The sequence below is a fragment of the uncultured Phyllobacterium sp. genome (genome assembly GCF_902479695.1).
Classification (GTDB): Bacteria; Pseudomonadota; Alphaproteobacteria; order Rhizobiales; family Rhizobiaceae; genus Phyllobacterium; species Phyllobacterium calauticae.
Genome location: NZ_CABSQF010000027.1, coordinates 36,626 through 54,011, shown reverse-complemented (window position 1 = coordinate 54,011; position 17,386 = coordinate 36,626). Strand labels below are relative to the sequence as shown.

At 59.2% G+C, this 17,386-nt stretch carries 20 protein-coding genes and 1 riboswitch; of the genes, 12 read left to right on the top strand and 8 right to left on the bottom strand.

Features of this window, described 5'->3' with window-relative positions; genetic code table 11:
• Window positions 1–230 precede the first annotated feature (230 nt).
• Window positions 231–959 (bottom strand): bifunctional 2-polyprenyl-6-hydroxyphenol methylase/3-demethylubiquinol 3-O-methyltransferase UbiG, encoded by a 729-nt coding sequence (locus RDL77_RS16510; protein ID WP_288193800.1) that lies wholly within the window; start codon window positions 957–959, stop codon window positions 231–233.
• Between the two features lie 299 nt (window positions 960–1,258).
• Here RDL77_RS16510 and RDL77_RS16505 point away from each other — a divergent pair, with 299 nt between their 5' ends.
• Window positions 1,259–1,687 carry a GNAT family N-acetyltransferase gene (locus RDL77_RS16505; RefSeq protein ID WP_223614994.1) on the top strand — a complete coding sequence of 143 codons (429 nt, stop codon included), beginning with the start codon at window positions 1,259–1,261 and terminating at the stop codon, window positions 1,685–1,687.
• A 2-nt stretch (window positions 1,688–1,689) separates the two neighbouring features.
• Here RDL77_RS16505 and RDL77_RS16500 read toward each other — a convergent pair whose 3' ends face one another.
• Complete coding sequence (locus RDL77_RS16500; RefSeq protein WP_288193799.1) at window positions 1,690–2,181, bottom strand: CinA family protein; 492 nt, start codon at window positions 2,179–2,181, stop codon at window positions 1,690–1,692.
• Window positions 2,178–3,371, bottom strand: coding sequence for a bifunctional 2-C-methyl-D-erythritol 4-phosphate cytidylyltransferase/2-C-methyl-D-erythritol 2,4-cyclodiphosphate synthase (locus RDL77_RS16495; RefSeq protein ID WP_288193808.1), 1,194 nt, complete (start codon window positions 3,369–3,371; stop codon window positions 2,178–2,180). The genes RDL77_RS16500 and RDL77_RS16495 overlap by 4 nt, the downstream gene beginning before the upstream one ends.
• A 192-nt stretch (window positions 3,372–3,563) precedes the next feature.
• Here RDL77_RS16495 and dusB point away from each other — a divergent pair, with 192 nt between their 5' ends.
• From dusB to ntrC, 3 genes are read left to right on the top strand one after another with little or no spacing between them, the layout of a single operon-like run.
• Window positions 3,564–4,562, top strand: a complete 999-nt coding sequence (gene dusB, locus RDL77_RS16490; RefSeq protein WP_288193798.1) for a tRNA dihydrouridine synthase DusB — start codon at window positions 3,564–3,566, stop codon at window positions 4,560–4,562.
• Complete coding sequence (locus RDL77_RS16485) at window positions 4,559–5,716, top strand: nitrogen regulation protein NR(II) (protein WP_223614991.1); 1,158 nt, start codon at window positions 4,559–4,561, stop codon at window positions 5,714–5,716. Before dusB ends, RDL77_RS16485 begins: the two co-directional genes overlap by 4 nt.
• A 2-nt stretch (window positions 5,717–5,718) precedes the next feature.
• A complete protein-coding gene (ntrC, locus tag RDL77_RS16480) occupies window positions 5,719–7,185 on the top strand; it encodes a nitrogen regulation protein NR(I) (RefSeq protein WP_223614990.1) in 1,467 nt (488 codons plus the stop codon).
• A gap of 23 nt (window positions 7,186–7,208) precedes the next feature.
• On the opposite strand, the gene RDL77_RS16475 is transcribed toward ntrC, so the two are convergent.
• Entirely contained in the window at window positions 7,209–7,673 is a 465-nt protein-coding gene (locus tag RDL77_RS16475) for an Lrp/AsnC family transcriptional regulator (protein ID WP_288193795.1), read from the bottom strand.
• 159 nt (window positions 7,674–7,832) lie between these two features.
• Between RDL77_RS16475 and RDL77_RS16470 the strand changes: the two genes are divergently transcribed.
• Both RDL77_RS16470 and RDL77_RS16465 read left to right on the top strand, forming a co-directional pair.
• Complete coding sequence (locus RDL77_RS16470) at window positions 7,833–8,846, top strand: 1-aminocyclopropane-1-carboxylate deaminase (protein WP_288193794.1); 1,014 nt, start codon at window positions 7,833–7,835, stop codon at window positions 8,844–8,846.
• 228 nt (window positions 8,847–9,074) lie between these two features.
• A complete protein-coding gene (locus RDL77_RS16465) occupies window positions 9,075–10,037 on the top strand; it encodes a hypothetical protein (RefSeq protein ID WP_288193793.1) in 963 nt (320 codons plus the stop codon).
• A gap of 2 nt (window positions 10,038–10,039) precedes the next feature.
• On the opposite strand, the gene RDL77_RS16460 is transcribed toward RDL77_RS16465, so the two are convergent.
• The 4 genes from RDL77_RS16460 to RDL77_RS16445 all read right to left on the bottom strand — a co-directional run bounded on the left by RDL77_RS16460 (window position 10,040) and on the right by RDL77_RS16445 (window position 12,231).
• Window positions 10,040–10,390, bottom strand: coding sequence for a DMT family protein (locus tag RDL77_RS16460; RefSeq protein WP_105733139.1), 351 nt, complete (start codon window positions 10,388–10,390; stop codon window positions 10,040–10,042).
• 163 nt (window positions 10,391–10,553) lie between these two features.
• Window positions 10,554–11,204: a hypothetical protein gene (locus tag RDL77_RS16455; protein ID WP_288193792.1), complete on the bottom strand. Its 651-nt coding sequence runs from the start codon at window positions 11,202–11,204 to the stop codon at window positions 10,554–10,556.
• Between the two features lie 64 nt (window positions 11,205–11,268).
• Window positions 11,269–12,009: a CbtA family protein gene (locus RDL77_RS16450; protein ID WP_288193791.1), complete on the bottom strand. Its 741-nt coding sequence runs from the start codon at window positions 12,007–12,009 to the stop codon at window positions 11,269–11,271.
• A 12-nt stretch (window positions 12,010–12,021) separates the two neighbouring features.
• On the bottom strand, window positions 12,022–12,231 hold the full coding sequence (locus RDL77_RS16445) for a CbtB-domain containing protein (protein ID WP_130269314.1): 210 nt from the start codon (window positions 12,229–12,231) through the stop codon (window positions 12,022–12,024).
• Window positions 12,232–12,262: 31 nt separating this feature from the next.
• Window positions 12,263–12,414, bottom strand: a riboswitch (cobalamin riboswitch).
• A 47-nt stretch (window positions 12,415–12,461) separates the two neighbouring features.
• On the opposite strand from RDL77_RS16445, the gene RDL77_RS16440 reads away from it, so the two are divergent.
• The 6 genes from RDL77_RS16440 to RDL77_RS16415 all read left to right on the top strand — a co-directional run bounded on the left by RDL77_RS16440 (window position 12,462) and on the right by RDL77_RS16415 (window position 17,205).
• Entirely contained in the window at window positions 12,462–13,058 is a 597-nt protein-coding gene (locus tag RDL77_RS16440) for a histidine phosphatase family protein (RefSeq protein ID WP_288193789.1), read from the top strand.
• 86 nt (window positions 13,059–13,144) lie between these two features.
• Window positions 13,145–13,516, top strand: coding sequence for a copper homeostasis periplasmic binding protein CopC (gene copC, locus RDL77_RS16435; protein WP_288193788.1), 372 nt, complete (start codon window positions 13,145–13,147; stop codon window positions 13,514–13,516).
• Window positions 13,516–14,400, top strand: a complete 885-nt coding sequence (gene copD / locus RDL77_RS16430; protein ID WP_288193787.1) for a copper homeostasis membrane protein CopD — start codon at window positions 13,516–13,518, stop codon at window positions 14,398–14,400. The genes copC and copD overlap by 1 nt, the downstream gene beginning before the upstream one ends.
• Window positions 14,401–14,492: 92 nt before the next feature.
• On the top strand, window positions 14,493–15,233 hold the full coding sequence (locus RDL77_RS16425; RefSeq protein ID WP_288193786.1) for an NAD(P)-dependent oxidoreductase: 741 nt from the start codon (window positions 14,493–14,495) through the stop codon (window positions 15,231–15,233).
• Between the two features lie 108 nt (window positions 15,234–15,341).
• A complete protein-coding gene (locus RDL77_RS16420) occupies window positions 15,342–15,839 on the top strand; it encodes a hypothetical protein (protein WP_288193785.1) in 498 nt (165 codons plus the stop codon).
• 112 nt (window positions 15,840–15,951) lie between these two features.
• Window positions 15,952–17,205 (top strand): hypothetical protein, encoded by a 1,254-nt coding sequence (locus RDL77_RS16415; protein ID WP_288193784.1) that lies wholly within the window; start codon window positions 15,952–15,954, stop codon window positions 17,203–17,205.
• Window positions 17,206–17,386 lie beyond the last annotated feature (181 nt).

The following is a 17,386-nucleotide window of genomic DNA, read 5'->3' as shown; positions in this document are numbered from 1 at the left end:
TTGAATTGCCAACCGGCCTCTAACTCTGCCACCCGCTGAACATGTGTCAGCACTGCCGGAACGCAACACGCGTTGTCAGCAGCACGGGGTAATACAGGCGAGACCGGTCTTTACGATGGCAAAATGAGACTCCAGGAGGGTCAAAAACTCTTCCGCGCTGAGCCGTATCAAAATCCGGGCGCCATTGGAAGCCCCCGGATTTCTCCCGATCAAACGGCGTCTTGCGGCTTTTAGCGCTGTGCGGCAACCAGCAGGAACATCGGCCGCTCCAGTTCCTCGGCAAGCTCGGGCCTCGCGATGATCTGTTCTTTCGTCGGCTTCCATTCTTCCACGTGGGCGATGGCGAAACCCGCTGTCATCAGCAGATTAAGAATGGTGCCGATTGTCCGGTGCTGTTTGATGACGCCTTTGGCCAGCCAGTCGGTCACCCGCGGTCCCTCGACCAGATAGCCGTTGACGGGCCAGGATTTGCGGCCTTCCGCATCAATCGACCAGCCGGGACGGGATGGTGCCATAAAGATGGGATGTTCCATCGAGAAGATGAATTTCGCGCCGGGAACGAGTGCCTTGTGAACGGTCCGGAACAGCCCGGCCAGATTGTCGATGTAATGCAGGGTGAGTGAGCTATAGGCGAGATCAAACGCTGCCTCGGGCAAGTCAAGCACCTCCAGATCGGCTCTGTCATAACGAATGGCCGCATCTGTCGACATCGATCGTGCGCGCGCCAGCATGTTTTCCGAAACATCGAGGCCCAGTACCTCTGCGGCACCGTTCTCGCGCGCCCAGCGGGCAAACCAGCCAAAACCGCAACCGAGATCCACGGCGCGCAGGCCGTGAAGGTCTGGCATCAGCGCCTGCAGGGCAGGCCATTCCGCTGCACTGGCAAGACCGCCCACCGAGCGGCCCAACTGGCTGTAGCCTTCGAAGAAGGCCGGCGTATCATAAATATTCTGTGTCATCGTGTTCTCCATCTTGATGCCGATGGACGGCGCACACTATAAAAAAGCCCCGTCCGTTGCCGGCGGGGTTTGCTGGTGACGCGTTGCGCTTTTCGATCAGCGTGCACGAAGTCCCTGCATCCCGCCTGTTGGGATGCCGGCAACCCGCGCAACAATCAAAACGTCATTCTCGATCATGGAACCGATATCCCATGCTGGCGGTGATGATGTCAAGAATGGCAAGTTTCCGCGCATCGGATGATTGATCGCAGCGGGACGATTCAGCTAGAACTGCGGCGCAACCAGCTTGGGAGAGAATGATGAGCGGCGTTGAGCACGATTACACGCTTCACGGGGAAGCACCATCCGTTGACGACTATTGCCGGTTGCGGGTGATTTCCGGTTTGAGTCCGAAGAGCCGTGAGGCGGCTCTCATCGGCCTTCCCAACACGGTCTGCGGCGTGACGGTGACACTGGACGGCAAGGCAGTCGGCATGGGCCGCATCGTCGGGGATCGCGGCTGTTTCTATCAGGTGGTGGACATTGCGGTTGATCCCGCCCATCAGGCGCGCGGGCTTGGCAAGAAGATCATGGCTGCGCTGATGGACTATGTGGCGGCGGAAGCGCCTGATGGCGCCTATGTCAGCCTCATCGCCGATGGCCCGGCCAAACATCTCTACGCAAAATTCGGCTTCGAGCCGGTGACGCCGGATTCCATCGGCATGGCGTTCCGGGTGTCACGCACCTGAGGTCAGGCGAGCGTCTTCAACACCAGATCGAGCGCCGTTTCGACGGCGTTTTGCCGGATGCTCGCGCGCCCGTGATCGGGAAAAACATGCCGCACAGCCTGCGGCGCCTGCCCCTTGAGAGCGACACCGAACCAGACGAGACCAACCGGCTTTTCCGCCGATCCGCCGCCCGGACCTGCAACACCCGTCACCGCCACGGCAATGCCGGCGCGCGAGTGTTGCAATGCGCCCGCTGCCATGGCCAGCGCCACTTCCTCCGATACGGCGCCATGGGCAGCGATCACTTCCATGGGAATGCCGAGCATCGCGTGCTTGGCTTCGTTGGAATAGGTGATGAAGCCGCGATCCACCACATCGGATGACCCGCCGATGTCGGTGAGCGATGCCACAATCAGCCCGCCGGTGCAGGATTCCGCCGTGGCCAGCAGGATGCCTCTGGCGCGGCAGGCTTCCAGAACCGCGATGGCTTTTGCCTCTGCAATCAGTCCGCTCATTCCGGCAATCCACCCGGATAGATCACCGATGCCGTGGCGATGGCGGCGATGCCTTCCTTGCGGCCGATAAAGCCCATTTTTTCATTGGTCGTCGCCTTGACCGATACACGATCGGGCGTAATCCCGAGCATTTTCGACAGGGCCGCGGTCATCGCCTCGCGGTGCGGGCCGACTTTCGGTTCCTCGCAGATCAGGGTGATATCGGCATTGGCGATGCGCCCGCCCGCCGCCTTGACGATTTTCACGGCATGCTCGACAAAAATATGCGAGGCGGCACCCTTCCATTGCGGGTCGGACGGCGGGAAATGCGTGCCGATATCGCCCGCGCCGCGCGTGGCCAGCAAAGCATCGGTCAGTGCATGCAAGGCGACATCCGCATCGGAGTGGCCATTGAGCTTGCGGTCATGTTCGATGAAGACGCCGGCGAGCGTCACGCCATTGCCGGGCTCGAAAGAATGCACATCATAGCCGTTGCCCGTGCGCACATCCGGGAAGGCGGCATGCCTTTGCGACAGACGGTCATCAGCCATATCGATATCCTTTGCCCAGGTGAGTTTGGTATTGTCAGCCGATCCCTCGACAATCCGCACCGGCAGGCCCTGCCACTCGGCAATGGCAGAATCATCGGTGAAATCGGAACGGCCGATGGCAAACGCGGCATCATGCGCCGCCATGATCGGCGCATAGGGGAAGGCCTGCGGCGTCTGTGCCGCATAAAGCCCGGCACGCGGCACCGTGGCGCTGACCATGGCATCATGGCCCGCTGCTTTCAGCGTATCGGAGACGGCAAGCACCGGCAGGACACCGATATGCGGCGTCAGGTTGAAAATAACCCGCTCGAGCAGGTCGGCGGAGATGAACGGCCGCACACCGTCATGGATGAGCACGTGGTCCGGCGCCTGGCCCTTCAGGGCGAGCAAGCCAAGCCGGGTTGATTCCTGCCGCGTCGGCCCGCCGGTCACGCATGTGACCCGTGCCGCATAGTCTCCTGCCGCCTGGGCGAAGAGGGATTCGTCTTCCTTGTGGATGACAACGACGACATCGTCGATGAACGGGCAGCCGAGAAAGGCCCGCAGCGTATGCGCCAAAACCGCTTCACCGCCGATCTTGCGGTATTGCTTCGGTCCTTCAACGCTTTGGCCCGCGCGTTCCCCGCGACCAGCCGCCACAATGACGGCTGCCACCCGCATCTGCTTGTCGTTTGTACCTGCCGCCACACTTCTCTCCGTAACTCCAGACTGCGTTACCTCTTGCCGAGGCGAAAGACCAGAGGTTTAAACGAAATCTCGTCCATTCGAGGTGCTCTTTGCCTTGCCTAGTCCGGTGTTCCTGTCTAAAGGATAGGCGATTGGAAAATTGCATACGAAACAGGCAATAGTGACGTGATCGATCTGAATCAACCACTCGAGATAGGCGGCGTGCAGCTGCGTAATCGGGTGTTCCTTGCGCCGATGTCCGGTGTGTCCGACCTGCCGTTCCGCCAGCTGGCGTGGAAGGCCGGCGCAGGCATGGTCGTGTCCGAAATGGTTGCCAGCGCCGAGTTGTGCACGCGCGAGCGCGGCAACCTGCTGCGGCTGCGCGGAGACGGTCTCGGCACCCATGTGGTGCAGATCGCCGGACGCGAAACAAAGTGGATGGCGGAAGCCGCGCGCATTGCCGAAGGTGAGGGCGCGCACATCATCGATATCAATATGGGCTGCCCGGCCAAGAAGGTGACGGGCGGCTTTTCCGGTTCAGCGCTGATGCGCGATCTCGATCATGCCCTGACGCTGATCGAGGCGACCATTGCGGCGGTCAAAATTCCCGTGACACTCAAAATGCGCCTGGGGTGGGACGACGACACCATCAATGCGCCGGAACTTGCCGCCCGTGCCGAACAGGCTGGTGTGCAGATGGTGACGGTGCACGGACGCACGCGCTGCCAGTTCTATGAAGGCAAGGCGGACTGGCACGCCATCCGTGCCGTCAAGGCGGCTGTTTCGATTCCGCTTGTTGCCAATGGCGATGTATTGAACCGCGACGATGCCATAGGCATTCTCGAGGCGTCGGGAGCCGACGCGGTCATGGTCGGACGTGGCTCCTATGGGCAGCCCTGGCTGCCCGGGACGATCGTTCATGGCGTGCAGAACGGGCAGGACACAGGCCTGATCGCCGATTATGCGGTCGCCCATTACGAAGCGATGCTGGCCCATTACGGCGAGCCGACCGGCATTCGGCATTCGCGCAAGCATCTCGGCTGGTATCTGGAAAAGCACGGTGTCGATATCAGCGCGGCTGAACGCGCCGCGATCATGACCGAAACCAATCCGCGTCTGGTTGCCGGGCGCCTGCATGCCGCACTCGCGCGGCCGGACGAACATGACATGAAGAAGGTTGCATGATGACATCGGCAGACAATGTTGCGATGGATGACAAACTGGCCGGGATCGTTCTCAATGCGATCCGCCATCCGGTGATCATGCTCGATGAAAGCGGGCATATTTCCTATGCCAATTCCGATGCGGAAGCGTTTTTCCGCTCCAGCGCCAGCATATTGAGCCGCAACACGCTGGAAATGCTGCTTCCGTTCGGCAGCCCGTTGCTGGCTCTGGTCAAGCAGGTGCGGGAAAGCCCGTCGCCCGTCAATGAATATCGCGTCGATGTTTCGTCGCCGCGCCTCGGACAGGACCGCATTGTCGATCTCTACGTCACGCCGGTCAGTGAAGCGCCGGGATCGATCGTCATCCTGTTCAAGGAGCGGTCAATGGCGGAAAAGCTCGACCGGCAGATGACCCATCGCGGCGCTGCCCGCTCGGTGACCGGCCTTGCGTCCATGCTGGCGCACGAAATCAAGAACCCGCTGTCGGGTATTCGCGGTGCGGCGCAGCTGCTGGAAACCGGTCTCAACGATGATGACCGCGCGCTGACGCGGCTGATCACCGACGAGACCGACCGGATTGTCTCGCTTGTCGACCGCATGGAAGTGTTTTCCGACGAGCGCCCGATCGAGCGGGAGGCGGTGAATATCCACGTCGTGCTGGATCACGTCAAAGCCATCGCCAAGAACGGCTTTGCCAGCCACATCAAGTTCCACGAAGATTATGACCCGTCGCTGCCTTATGTTTTTGCCAATCGTGATCAGCTCGTACAGGTGTTCCTGAATCTGGTGAAGAATGCGGCGGAATCCATCGGCACGAGCGAGCCGGGCGAGATCACGCTGTCGACCGCCTTCCGCCCCGGTATCCGCCTGTCGATTCCGGGCATCCGCAACCGGGTATCCCTGCCACTCGAATTCTGCGTGCAGGATACCGGTTCAGGCGTTTCACCGGATATCATGCCGCATCTGTTCGATCCGTTCATCACGACAAAGCCGAACGGCTCGGGCCTCGGCCTGGCGCTCGTTGCAAAAATCGTTGGCGATCATGGCGGTGTCATCGAGTGCGACTCCGTGCCGCGCAAGACGACATTCCGCATTCTGATGCCCGCATGGCAGAGCGATCCGTCGGACGACGACCATGCGGATGAAATGATTATATCGAAAAAGGCAGGATTCTGATCATGAGCTTGGGCAGCATTCTCGTTGCGGATGACGACGCAGCAATCAGAACAGTCCTCAATCAGGCGCTGTCGCGTGCCGGTTACGATGTGCGCATCACCTCCAATGCAGCCACCCTGTGGCGCTGGATTTCCGCCGGTGACGGCGATCTTGTCATCACCGATGTGGTGATGCCCGATGAAAACGCTTTCGACCTTCTGCCACGCATCAAGAAATCGCGCCCCGATCTGCCAGTTATCGTCATGAGCGCGCAGAACACCTTCATGACGGCAATCCGCGCTTCGGAGGCTGGGGCCTATGAATATCTGCCAAAACCATTCGATCTGACCGAACTTGTCAGCATTGTCGGCCGTGCCTTGGCGGAACCAAAGAAAAAGCCGGAAAAATGGGCCAATGAAGAACAACCGGATACCATGCCTCTGGTGGGCCGCTCGCCCGCCATGCAGGATATCTACCGCGTTCTTGCCCGCATGATGCAGACCGACCTGACCGTGATGATTTCAGGTGAATCCGGCACGGGCAAGGAGTTGGTGGCGCGGGCGCTGCATGAATATGGCCGTCGCCGCAAGGGGCCGTTCGTCGCCATCAACATGGCTGCCATTCCGCGCGACCTGATCGAATCCGAACTGTTCGGCCATGAACGGGGTGCTTTTACCGGTGCGCAGAACCGGTCGAGCGGCCGGTTCGAGCAGGCGGATGGCGGCACGCTGTTCCTCGATGAAATCGGCGATATGCCGATGGAAGCACAGACACGCCTGCTGCGCGTACTGCAGCAGGGCGAATATATGACCGTGGGCGGGCGCACGCCGATCAAGACCGATGTGCGGATCGTGGCCGCGACAAACAAGGACCTGCGGACGCTGATCAATCAGGGCATGTTCCGTGAGGATCTCTATTACCGCCTGAACGTGGTGCCGCTGCGCCTGCCGCCGCTGCGCGAGCGCGGCGAGGATATTCCCGACCTTGTCCGGCATTTCTTCAAGATGGCGGCAAAGGACGGCCTGCCGGAAAAACGCATCACCGCCGATGGTCTCGACCTGATGCGCCGCTATCCCTGGGCCGGCAATGTGCGCGAACTGGAAAACCTGGTGCGCCGTCTCGCCGCGCTTTATCCGCAGGAAGAAATCAATGCGGATGTGATCGAGGCGGAGCTCAAGGCCGACCTGCGGCCGGCGGAGCCATCCTCGACGTCGATGTCCAACGAGGACATCACCATCGCCCAGGCAGTCGAACTCAACATGCAGCGCTACTTCCTGTCCTATGGCGATGACCTGCCACCGGTCGGGCTTTACCAGCGCGTGCTGGAGGAAGTGGAATACCCGCTCATCCTCTCATGCCTGACCGCTACCCATGGCAACCAGATCAAAGCAGCCGAACTGCTCGGGCTCAACCGCAACACGCTGCGCAAGAAAATCCGCGAGCTTGGCGTGAATATCTACAAGAACACCAAGAACGATTTGGGGCGATAGGATACAGATTCCGACCGCTTCGATCAAAAATCCAGCGGTGCGTTGTCGATGACTTCCTTCATGACAAAGAACGTCCGGGTCTGGCGCACGCCGGGCAGGGCGATCAGCTGGCTGCCATGAATCCGGTTGAAATCGGCCATGTCCTTGACGCGGATTTTCAGGAAATAGTCGAAATCACCGGCGACAAGATTGCAGTCGAGAACAAAACTCAGTTTCGTCACCGCCTGTTCGAACTGCGCAAAGCTTTCCGGCGTCGAACGATCCAGCACCACGCCGACCATGACAAGTGCACCCCGGTCCACCATTTGTGGTTGCGCCATGGCCCGCACGGTCTTGATAAAACCATCGTCGAACAGGCGCTGCGTGCGCCGATGGCAGGTCGCCGGGCTCACATCCACAAGGGTTGCCAGCTCGGCATTGGTCAAGCGCCCGTTCTTCTGCAACAGCCGCAGCATCTTCATATCGATGCGGTCCAGTTCACCCGGCATGAAAGAATCTTCCGAAAATAAACGTTAGTGCAGAAGCATAGCGCAGAATTGGCGTAGTGAAATCATTATTCATCAATTTCAGCGCTGAACTATGAGAGCACCTTTCTTTGGAAGGGTGATAGCGTTTTGCCTACGAAAACCACTTCGAAAGGGAAAACAATGCTGGAAAAATTCGAACGCTATCCGCTTACATTCGGGCCGACGCCTATTGAAAAACTGAGCCGCCTGTCCGCACATCTCGGCGGCCGGGTCGAGCTTTATGCCAAGCGCGACGATTGCAACTCGGGGCTGGCCTTCGGCGGCAACAAGCTGCGAAAGCTCGAATATATCATACCGGATGCCATCGCTTCGGGCGCAGATACGCTCGTATCGATTGGCGGCGTGCAGTCGAACCACACGCGGATGGTTGCGACAACGGCGGCAAAGATCGGCTTCAAATGCCGTTTGGTACAGGAAAGCTGGGTGCCGCACGAGGACGCCGTCTATGATCGCGTCGGCAATATCCTGCTCAGCCGGATCATGGGCGCGGATGTGGAAATGGTGGATGAAGGCTTTGACATCGGTATTCGCGAAAGCTGGGAAAACGCCATCGAGGATGTGAAAGCCAAGGGCGGCAAACCCTATCCGATCCCGGCGGGAGCTTCGGTGCACAAGTATGGCGGCCTGGGCTATGTCGGCTTTGCCGAAGAGGTGCGGGCGCAGGAAGCCGCGCTCGGCTTCACATTCGACTATGTCATTGTCTGCACGGTGACCGGTTCGACCCATGCCGGCATGCTCGTCGGTTTTGCCAAAGACGGGCGCGAACGCAACGTCATCGGCATTGATGCCTCGGCCACCCCGGCGCAGACCAGGGCACAGGTGCTGGAGATCGCCCGCCGTACCGCGGATCTGGTCGAGCTTGGCAAAGACCTGACTGCGGCGGATGTCATCCTCAACGAAGACTATGCTTATCCGGTCTATGGTGTCCCCTCGGAGGAAACCAAGCAGGCCATCCGCCTCTGTGCCCGGCTGGAAGGGATGATCACCGATCCTGTCTACGAGGGAAAATCCATGCAGGGCATGATCGATCTCGTTGGCAGGGGATTTTTCCCCGATGGATCGAAGGTGCTCTATGCGCATCTTGGCGGTGCTCCGGCGCTGAACGGCTATGCCTATACGTTCCGCAACGGCTAGCCGTTCTACAGGCGATTCAAGTGCCGCGAGAGGGGAGTTATGGCTCCTTTCCGCGGTTCTGTTAATATATTATCCGACTAATGATTACTCTCTCTCGTCGGATCCGATGCTTATAAGGTTGCAATCTTCAGCCGCTTCTCAGTGTCGCTCGATTCAAATATTGTGTTTTAAATTGAAATAATGCAATCAATTCCGCGGGACTGCCGTTGGAATCGAGGCATTGGCAATATGTGGAACTTCAGTATCTTCTGGACCCTGATCGTCATGGTGCGGACGTGGCCGTTCATCCTGCTGCGCATGATCGTCTATACCGCGATACCTGCTGCCTATTGTGTCATTGTTGCCTGCGGTGCCGGCGCCGGTTATGGCATTGGTCACATTTTTATCCTGTCAGACCCGGAAGCACCCGCACGCTGCGCCGGAAACGGCGGGCTTATTGGTCTCGTGGCTGCGACGGCACTGGTCTGCGATCTGCGTGAGTACCTTCTCTACATTCTCAAGGCGGGCCACATCGCGGTGCTCGTGCATCTCATTGCAGGCAAGGCGGTGCCGGGCGGGCAGGGGCAATTGACCTATGCCCGGACGGTCGTCACCGAACGGTTCATCGAAGCGAATGTGTTTTTTGTCTTTGATCAGCTCATCAAGGCGGTCCTGCAATCCATCAGTGTGCTGACGGCCGGGATCGCATCGCTTGTCCCTGTCCCGGGGGTGTTGGCTGCGGCCAATCTGCTCAACAGCTTCCTCCGCATGTCCATCACCTACGTCGATGAAATCATTCTCGGTTACAATATCCGTATGGCGGGAGCCGCGCCGTTCGACAACGGCATGCGCGGCATCGTGCTCTACGCGCAGAACAGCAGGATCATGGTGAAAAATGCCATCTGGCTGTCATTCATCGTCTGGATCATGACCGCTGGTATTTTCGTGCTGACGCTGACGCCCGCCGCAGCCATGCTTTACTGGATACCGGGACCAAGCGCCGGTTACGCGGTTTTCGTCGCCATTGCTCTGGCATGGGCGGTGAAAATGGCCTTGCTCGAGCCCTTTGCCATCGCTGCCCTGATGACGGTCTATTTCACGACCATCGAGGGACAAGCCATCGACCCGGAATGGGAGGAGCGGTTAAGCCGGACCTCCCAGGCCTTTCGCGACCTGAAGGACAAGGCGCTGGGCGGTCTCGCTGCGGTTTGATCCTAAAGCGGACCCTTGAACACGAAGAATGCGCCGCCGCAGATCATCGCGAAGCCGACGAGGTGGTTGATCGTGATTTTTTCACCAAGATACATCACTGAAAACCCGGCAAAGACCAGAAGCGTGATCACTTCCTGGATGGTCTTCAACTGGGCGGCCGAATAGATCTCGTGACCGTAGCGGTTCGCCGGTACCGCAAGGCAGTATTCGGCAAAGGCAATCATCCAGCTGATGAGGATGACCAGAAAGAGCGGCCGGTCCGCGAATTTAAGGTGGCCATACCAGGCAAATGTCATGAAAACATTTGAGCCAAGCAGCAGGAGGATGGGGCGGATATAATCAAAGGAGGGCATGAAGTGTCCTTGCGCTAAGCGTCTTGGGGCAGGGAATGCATAAGGTTCAAACGGTCAAAGCGATCCGGACAGCAGGCTTACGTCAAGTCGCGCGCAGCGGAAAGGGTGATCTGGGGTTTGGCGACAAGACATGCGCGGTGTGACCTAAAGGCCATAGCCTTGATCAGGCGTTGACGGGCTGTCGTAGCGGGCGTGTCAGATGGATGACGGCAAAAACCGCTGAAACAAGCAGCATCGCGAATCCCAGGAAGGAAAACAGGCTGGTCAGGTGTCCAGGCACATCGCTCCAGCGCGGCCTGATGATATCAGCCGTGTTGTAGGGATCACCGCTATACTGGCACATGACGAAAGAGCCGCCGTTGCGCACAAGTGTGGCATCGAGATCGGAGACGAGGGTACTGACGGCGTCCCGGTGTTCAGGCATGTCGCGCATATACACAAGCACAGCCTTCGTCGCAGCAAGATAAGCGTGCGAACAGGCATTGAACGGGCTTTGCTCATCCGCAATGCTGCCGGGGACAATGCCCCAGAGACAATAGCTGTATTGGATATTGGTGTAGTTCAGCAGCCGCCGGAATTTTTCATCGGTGCGGGTCATGCGGGCCGCCAGATCGAGGATCGGCTTGCGGTAGTCGGCTATAACCGCCATTTCACCATGGGACAGGCTTGGAATGGAAATGCCCGATGTATCGGTGCCGGCGCTGCTGCGGTGCGCCCATCCGCTTGCGGTTTGCAGCATGAACAGGCATGCGACCAGAGCCAGGAACCAGCCTGCCGGGCATCCCATGGGGATATCGAAGCGTTGCGGTCTCATGACAGTCCCATCGGCAGCGGAAGCCTGAACGCCCGCAGGGCGTTCAGGAATGGCGCGACTGCGCTCAGCGTGCCGCATGCAGGCGATAGCGCGGACGCTGTCCGGCCAGAACCCGTTCAGCCAAAGCGCCGAAGAGCAGACCAAGCGTGGTCCAGACGATGACATGGATCCCCAGCGATGCGACGCGGAAGTTCCAGAGAACGGTCGGTGAGAACTGTTCGGGAACTTCGTTGATGGCGGGCAGCGAGTATTGCACCAGCGCAATGAACACGACATAGGCGGCACCGGCCATCAATGTCGCGTTCCATGCGCCGTGCTGGGCATAAAGGCGCTTTGCCAGACCCACAGCCGCCGCAAGGGCACCGAGCGAAACCACCAGCATGACGAAGAACAGTTCCGTTCTGGCCCCGATGGTATCCGGGCTGCCAACCGCAGGCGGATTCATCGGGTACTTGATGCAGGGAACGAGAACAATTGCCACAAAACCCGCGAGCGCCAGCAGGGCCGCCGTACTGCGCGGGCTGAGGGAACTGACCCGGCCATGCACAAAGGCAAAGACCAGGGAGAACAACCCGCCAAGCGCGGCACTGTAGACGACAATGCCGGTAAACAGGCCGATGCCGGCCTGTGTCGCCCGCGTGACAAGCTCCGGTTCAGCCGCTGCGCCGGCCGCCTGGCTCATCTTTTCCTCGAAGGCAATGGCATGATCAACCTGCGGTTCGCCGAACACCCGGGCAAACCCGAACGCCAACAACCCGGCGATGACCCCTACGATCATGCCGCGGATCAAAAGATCTCTTGTCATTGTTTCGTTTCCTCAGTGGCAGGGAAAACCGAGGAGATGGCGGCCGTCATGAACGAATTCGTGCACATACATGCCCGAGAAGAGTGACATCGCACCTTCTTCCGCACCAATGAAATAGATTGCGAGCAGCATGATCAGCCCGCCGAAAATGGCCCAGGGCAAGACTTCGCCAAGAGGAATGGGCGTGACGCCTGCTGACGGCGTAAGAGCGATATCGGACATGAATTTTCTCCCAGAATGACGCGTTCACTAACGGAATAAATGATGTTGCGGCCAGGGTCTGGCTTTCAATCAGTGAAAAAGGACTGATTAATTACAGTGGCGCGACCGCTCCGGAATTTCACCGGCTTCCAAACTCGCAACAGCACGGTTATATCTGTGCGCGCCACAGACTGTCAATGAACGGTCTGCGGGCTGTTTCCGGTTTTTTCCTGAGGGTTTTGAGGGATATTTTGGCCAGAGCCACGCGGTTGACCCTTGTTTGCCATGGCGCCACACCGGCGGTCCGCACAGGTGCTTTCCCCGCCGACGAAGCGCTTGAACCCGGGGAAGCCCAAAACCTGCAGGCCATTGCCGGGCATTTGCGCCGTGCGCACCATGTTTTGACCAGTCCGGCGCTGCGCGCCCGGCAAACCGCCGATGCCCTGGGTTTGGAATCCGTTGTCGATGCGGCGTTGGCGGATATCGACTACGGGAAATGGGCGGGGAGGACGCTTGCCGCTGTCCACCAAGCCCACCCGGACGATGTGACGGACTGGATGAACAATCCCGCTTCGGCCCCGCATGGCGGCGAATCCATCCATGATTTTCTCGTCAGGATTGCAGATTGGATGAGCGCGCATATGCATGATGGCGGTCACACAATCGTGGTGACGCACGCTTCCGTCATTCGCGCCGCTGTTCTGAGCGTCTTGCAGGCACCGGATTCCGCATTTTGGCGCATCGATGTCGAGCCGCGCAGCTGTACGGAAATGAGCAGCGACGGCCGCCGATGGATGCTTCGCGCTGCCGCCTGCGTGCCGCCGCGTCCCACAGGGTTACTGCCATGATCCCGGCAAAAATCAGGCTTAGCTTTCGCCGCGCGGTCGCACCCTTTCTCCGGACCCCTCAAATCCGCCCGCTCACAGGAGTTCTCATGTCACGGCTCATTCGTATTTTTGCTGTCGCAACCGTCCTCAATGCCGGCCTGTTGGGGCAGGTATTGGCGCACGCCCATCTTGAATCGGCAGTTCCGGCCGAAAACGCCATTGTGAAGGTCTCGCCCGTCGAGATCGATCTGAGGTTTTCCGAGGGTTTGAACCTGAAATTTTCAGGCGCAACGATCACCGGCCCGGGCAAGGCGACCGTATCGACGGGACAGGCCAAACTGTCGATCAACGACCACAAGACACTGGTCATTCCGCTGTCGGCACCCCTCGCGTCGGGGGAATATACCGTGAACTGGACCGCACTTTCCACCGACGGTCACAAGACCAAGGGCAGCTATACATTCACCGTCAAACCCTGATGGGGTTGGAGACCACGCTTGTTCTGTGCAGGTTCGTGCACAATACGTCCACGATGTTCATGTGGGGCGCGTTCGCCTATCTCGCACTGCTTGTGCCCAAACCCCTGGCGCTGGAAATCGGGGAGCGCCTGCGTCCAGCGAGTGGGATCGCGGTCTTTCTGGCTATCGGAACGATCTTTGCCGCGCTGCCGCTGCAGGCTGGAATGATCGGGCAGGGCTGGAGCGATGCCGTCGATCTCGGAACCATCCGGGACGTGCTGCTTGAGACCAGTGTCGGCCGCGGCTGGGCGATACAGGTCGCGGCCGCCCTGCTTTTGTTGCCCGCATTGGCTCTGTCGCCACGCCGCGCGCGCGTCGCTCTTGCCATGGCGTCGGGACTGCTTCTGGCAAGCCTGGCATTTTCCGGCCATGCCACAATGCGGGAGGGCTGGATCGGCGCAGCCCACCGTTTCAACGATATGGTGCATGTGCTCTCAGGCGGCGCGTGGATTGGAGCGCTGATACCGGTTGTGCTGATTCTTGGCCGGTTGCGCCAGGCGGAATGGCGTGTGGCTGCGCAAACGGCGCTCATGCGGTTTTCGTCGGCCGGTCATGCGGCCGTCGCACTGGTGATTGCGTCCGGCTTGGTCAATACCACGCTCGTCCTTCGACGTCTGCCGGCCGATTGGACATCCCCCTATCAGGCCTTGCTGGCGCTGAAGATCATTCTGGTTGTGGTGTTGACCGGACTGGCCCTGATCAACCGGTATGTTTTCGTTCCGCGCATGCGCACCAGCGAGGCAGGTTCCGTACGCGCCATTCGGCTCGGAACCCTGACGGAGATCGCGCTGGGCATTGTCGTGCTCGGGCTGGTTGCCTGGTTTGGCATGCTCGAACCTGTCTAGGTCGAAAAACGTGAGGGCCATGTCACGTTCGATTGGGCTGTCTCGTCTTGGTGGCGCAAGACCAATTGCAGGCAATGACAGGAGACAGGCACATGATCAGGAATATCTTTCTCGCAGGCGCCAGCGGCGCGGTTGGCAGGCGGCTTGCACCGCTGTTGGTGGAGGTCGGATATGTGGTGACCGGCACCACGCGCAGCGCCGAGAAGGCCGCTTCCTTGCGCCGGATCGGGGTTGAGCCGGCCATTGTCGATGTCTTCGATGCCGAAAAACTCAAATCCGTTGTGGCTGAGGCCGCGCCCGACGTGATCATACATCAGCTCACGGATTTGCCGCATGGTGTCAGTCCAGCGGCGATGAAGGATTTCATCAGCCGCAATGCGCGCATCCGCAGCGAGGGAACCGCCAATCTTGTGCAGGCGGCAAAAATCGCGGGTGTCGGGCGCATCATCGCGCAGAGCATCGCCTGGGCCTACGCGCCGAAAGCCGGTGTGTTCATCGAGACGGATCCGCTTGATCTGCACGCGGAAGAACCCCGCGCGACGACCGTTGCCGGTGTCGCGGCCATGGAACGGGCCGTGTTGAGCGAGCCGGGCATGGAGGGCATTGTCCTGCGCTACGGCTTTTTCTACGGGCCGGGGACCGGTGTCGATATGCCGGCCAATCCGGATTTACGCGTCCATGTCGATGCGGCCGCCAGCGCAGCACTCAAGGCTATCGAGCGCGGTGCAAGCGGCGCCTACAATGTTACCGAGACGGACGTTGTCGCCAACAGCGGGAAAGCCCGCCATGCACTTGGCTGGGACGCCGCATTCCGCATTGACGGCCGTCCATAGACCCTCGCGATGACCGGCGCGAGGCGAATCGACAGACGGCCTCCCACAGAGTTGGGAGAGGGGCAAAGCGCAATCTCGTTCTAGCACAGGTGGCAGAACCGGAATCCGGTGCCCGTTTTGACGGGAGTTTTAACCGTGCTTTCGTTTCAGCATGGGATGCCATGCCCTATGCTGTGGCCAATCGTCAAAGAATGGCCCATGAAAAACGTGTCCGACCTGAACAGCAAATCTGCCGGCCGCGCCGGCAAGAATACGTTGGAAGAGCAGAGCAGGCAGGCTTTGCTCTCCAGCGCAGCCGGGCGTTCATCGAAAGCGGTAAAGCGCACAATGAGCCAGTATTTCAAGAGCTTGTCGGATGTTGATGCGGCCAGACATCACGTGGAGAAGGCCAGGCGCACCGCTGATGACAGTTTGAACCGGGCCAAAGCTGCACCAAAACCGCATGAAATCACCAACCCGGCCTTTGTTGCGCTGTTCGAGGCGCACCAGCATGATCGGGAGGTGCTTTTTGCCGCCATGCGCGCGCTTGACCGGGCTCAGGAAGTACTGCAATCAGAGGCAGAAAAGACGGCATTTTTTGCCAGGGATGACGATCAGCCACGCTGATAGTTGCAATCTATAGGTGAATAAGCACACCACAAGATTGTATTTTACAGACTTTTGCTTTCCGCCGGCCTATCAATCCGCTGTTCGATGTCATCAACAACGGAAAATCTGCGTGAAAAAACTCATTTCCCTGATCATGGCGGCAAGTTTTGCCTGCTTCGCTTTTTCAGCAGCTGCGCGGGCGGACAATGCCGCGACCGAGCTGTTCCAGAAATATCTTGCCAATGGCCGTATCGGCGAGGCCGATGAGCAACTGCTGGCCTTGGCAGCGAAAGCGACGAACAATGCCGATGCGCAGCTGGGGCTGGGCCTTGTGCGCACCGCCCGCGCGTTCGAAAAGCTGGCGCAATCGCTTTTCAAACATGGATTTGGTTCGAAATCGGATGGCTATGAATTGTATCTGGGGCTGGGCGCCAGCCAAATCGCCAGAAACGGCAATCCGGAACCCATCACCTATGAGCAATTCCGCGGTATTCTCGCAACGTTCATTGCCGATCTCGATTCTGCCGACAAGGCACTTGCCGCCGTTGGCGACAAACCGGCAAAGCTGAAGGTCGATCTTTCCGTTGCCCGGTTTGACTGGAACGGCGACGGCAAGGTTGGGCCGGAAGACCATATCGGCCGTGCCATTTCGGATACCAATGAAAACGGCGATCCCCTGCCTTTCATTGTCGGCTTCGACACCGCCGATGCGAAATGGCTGCAAGGTTACGACAATCTGCTGATGGCCGTCGCCAAGGCATGGCTTTCCCATGATTTTTCCGAAAGCTGGAACAGCAGCTTCAGCGTGGTGTTTCCCCGTGCTGTCTCGACCATGTCGGCAGTCAACGGCAGGGGCGCGGACGAATATACAATGTTCGGGGTGAACAAGGCACAGGCCGATGACATCGCTGATTTCATAACCCTCATTCACACCATTCGCTGGCCGGTTGCCGACACGGCGATGTGGAGCGATGTGCGCGTTCACCTGAAGAAGGTCATTGCACTCAACCGGGAAACCTGGGCCCTCATCGACAAGGAAACCGACGACGACCATGAATGGCTGCCCGGCACGAAGCAGAAGAGCGGTGTGCTGCCATCCTTCAATGTCACGCAGGAGCGCATCCAGGCCTGGCTCGCGGTGTTGTCGCAATTCGAGGCGGCCCTGGATGGCAAGATCCTCGTTCCCCATTGGCGCTTTGACAAAGGCATCAATCTGGCCAAGGTTTTCGACGATCCAAGGCCGTTTGATTTCATCCTCTGGCTCACCGGTCCGGCTGCCGTGCCGTATCTTCAGGACGGCCCGGCGATGAGCAGCGGCGAATGGAACCAGATCACGGCGATCTTCGAAGGAAATTTCGCCTCTTACGCCTTTTATTTCAATTAGAATACAGCCGTTCGGGTGTCGGCCAATGGCAATCGTTGGCCGATCTCGTGACGAGTAACGAGGGCGGGCGCGTCTTCAAGCCTTAAACTTTTGCCGTTGCGGTCTATATGTATCAAGGACGCACCATGGCGTGCGTTCACGATCTTGCGCGCATTGCGTGCGCAACAGACGTTCCCGACTT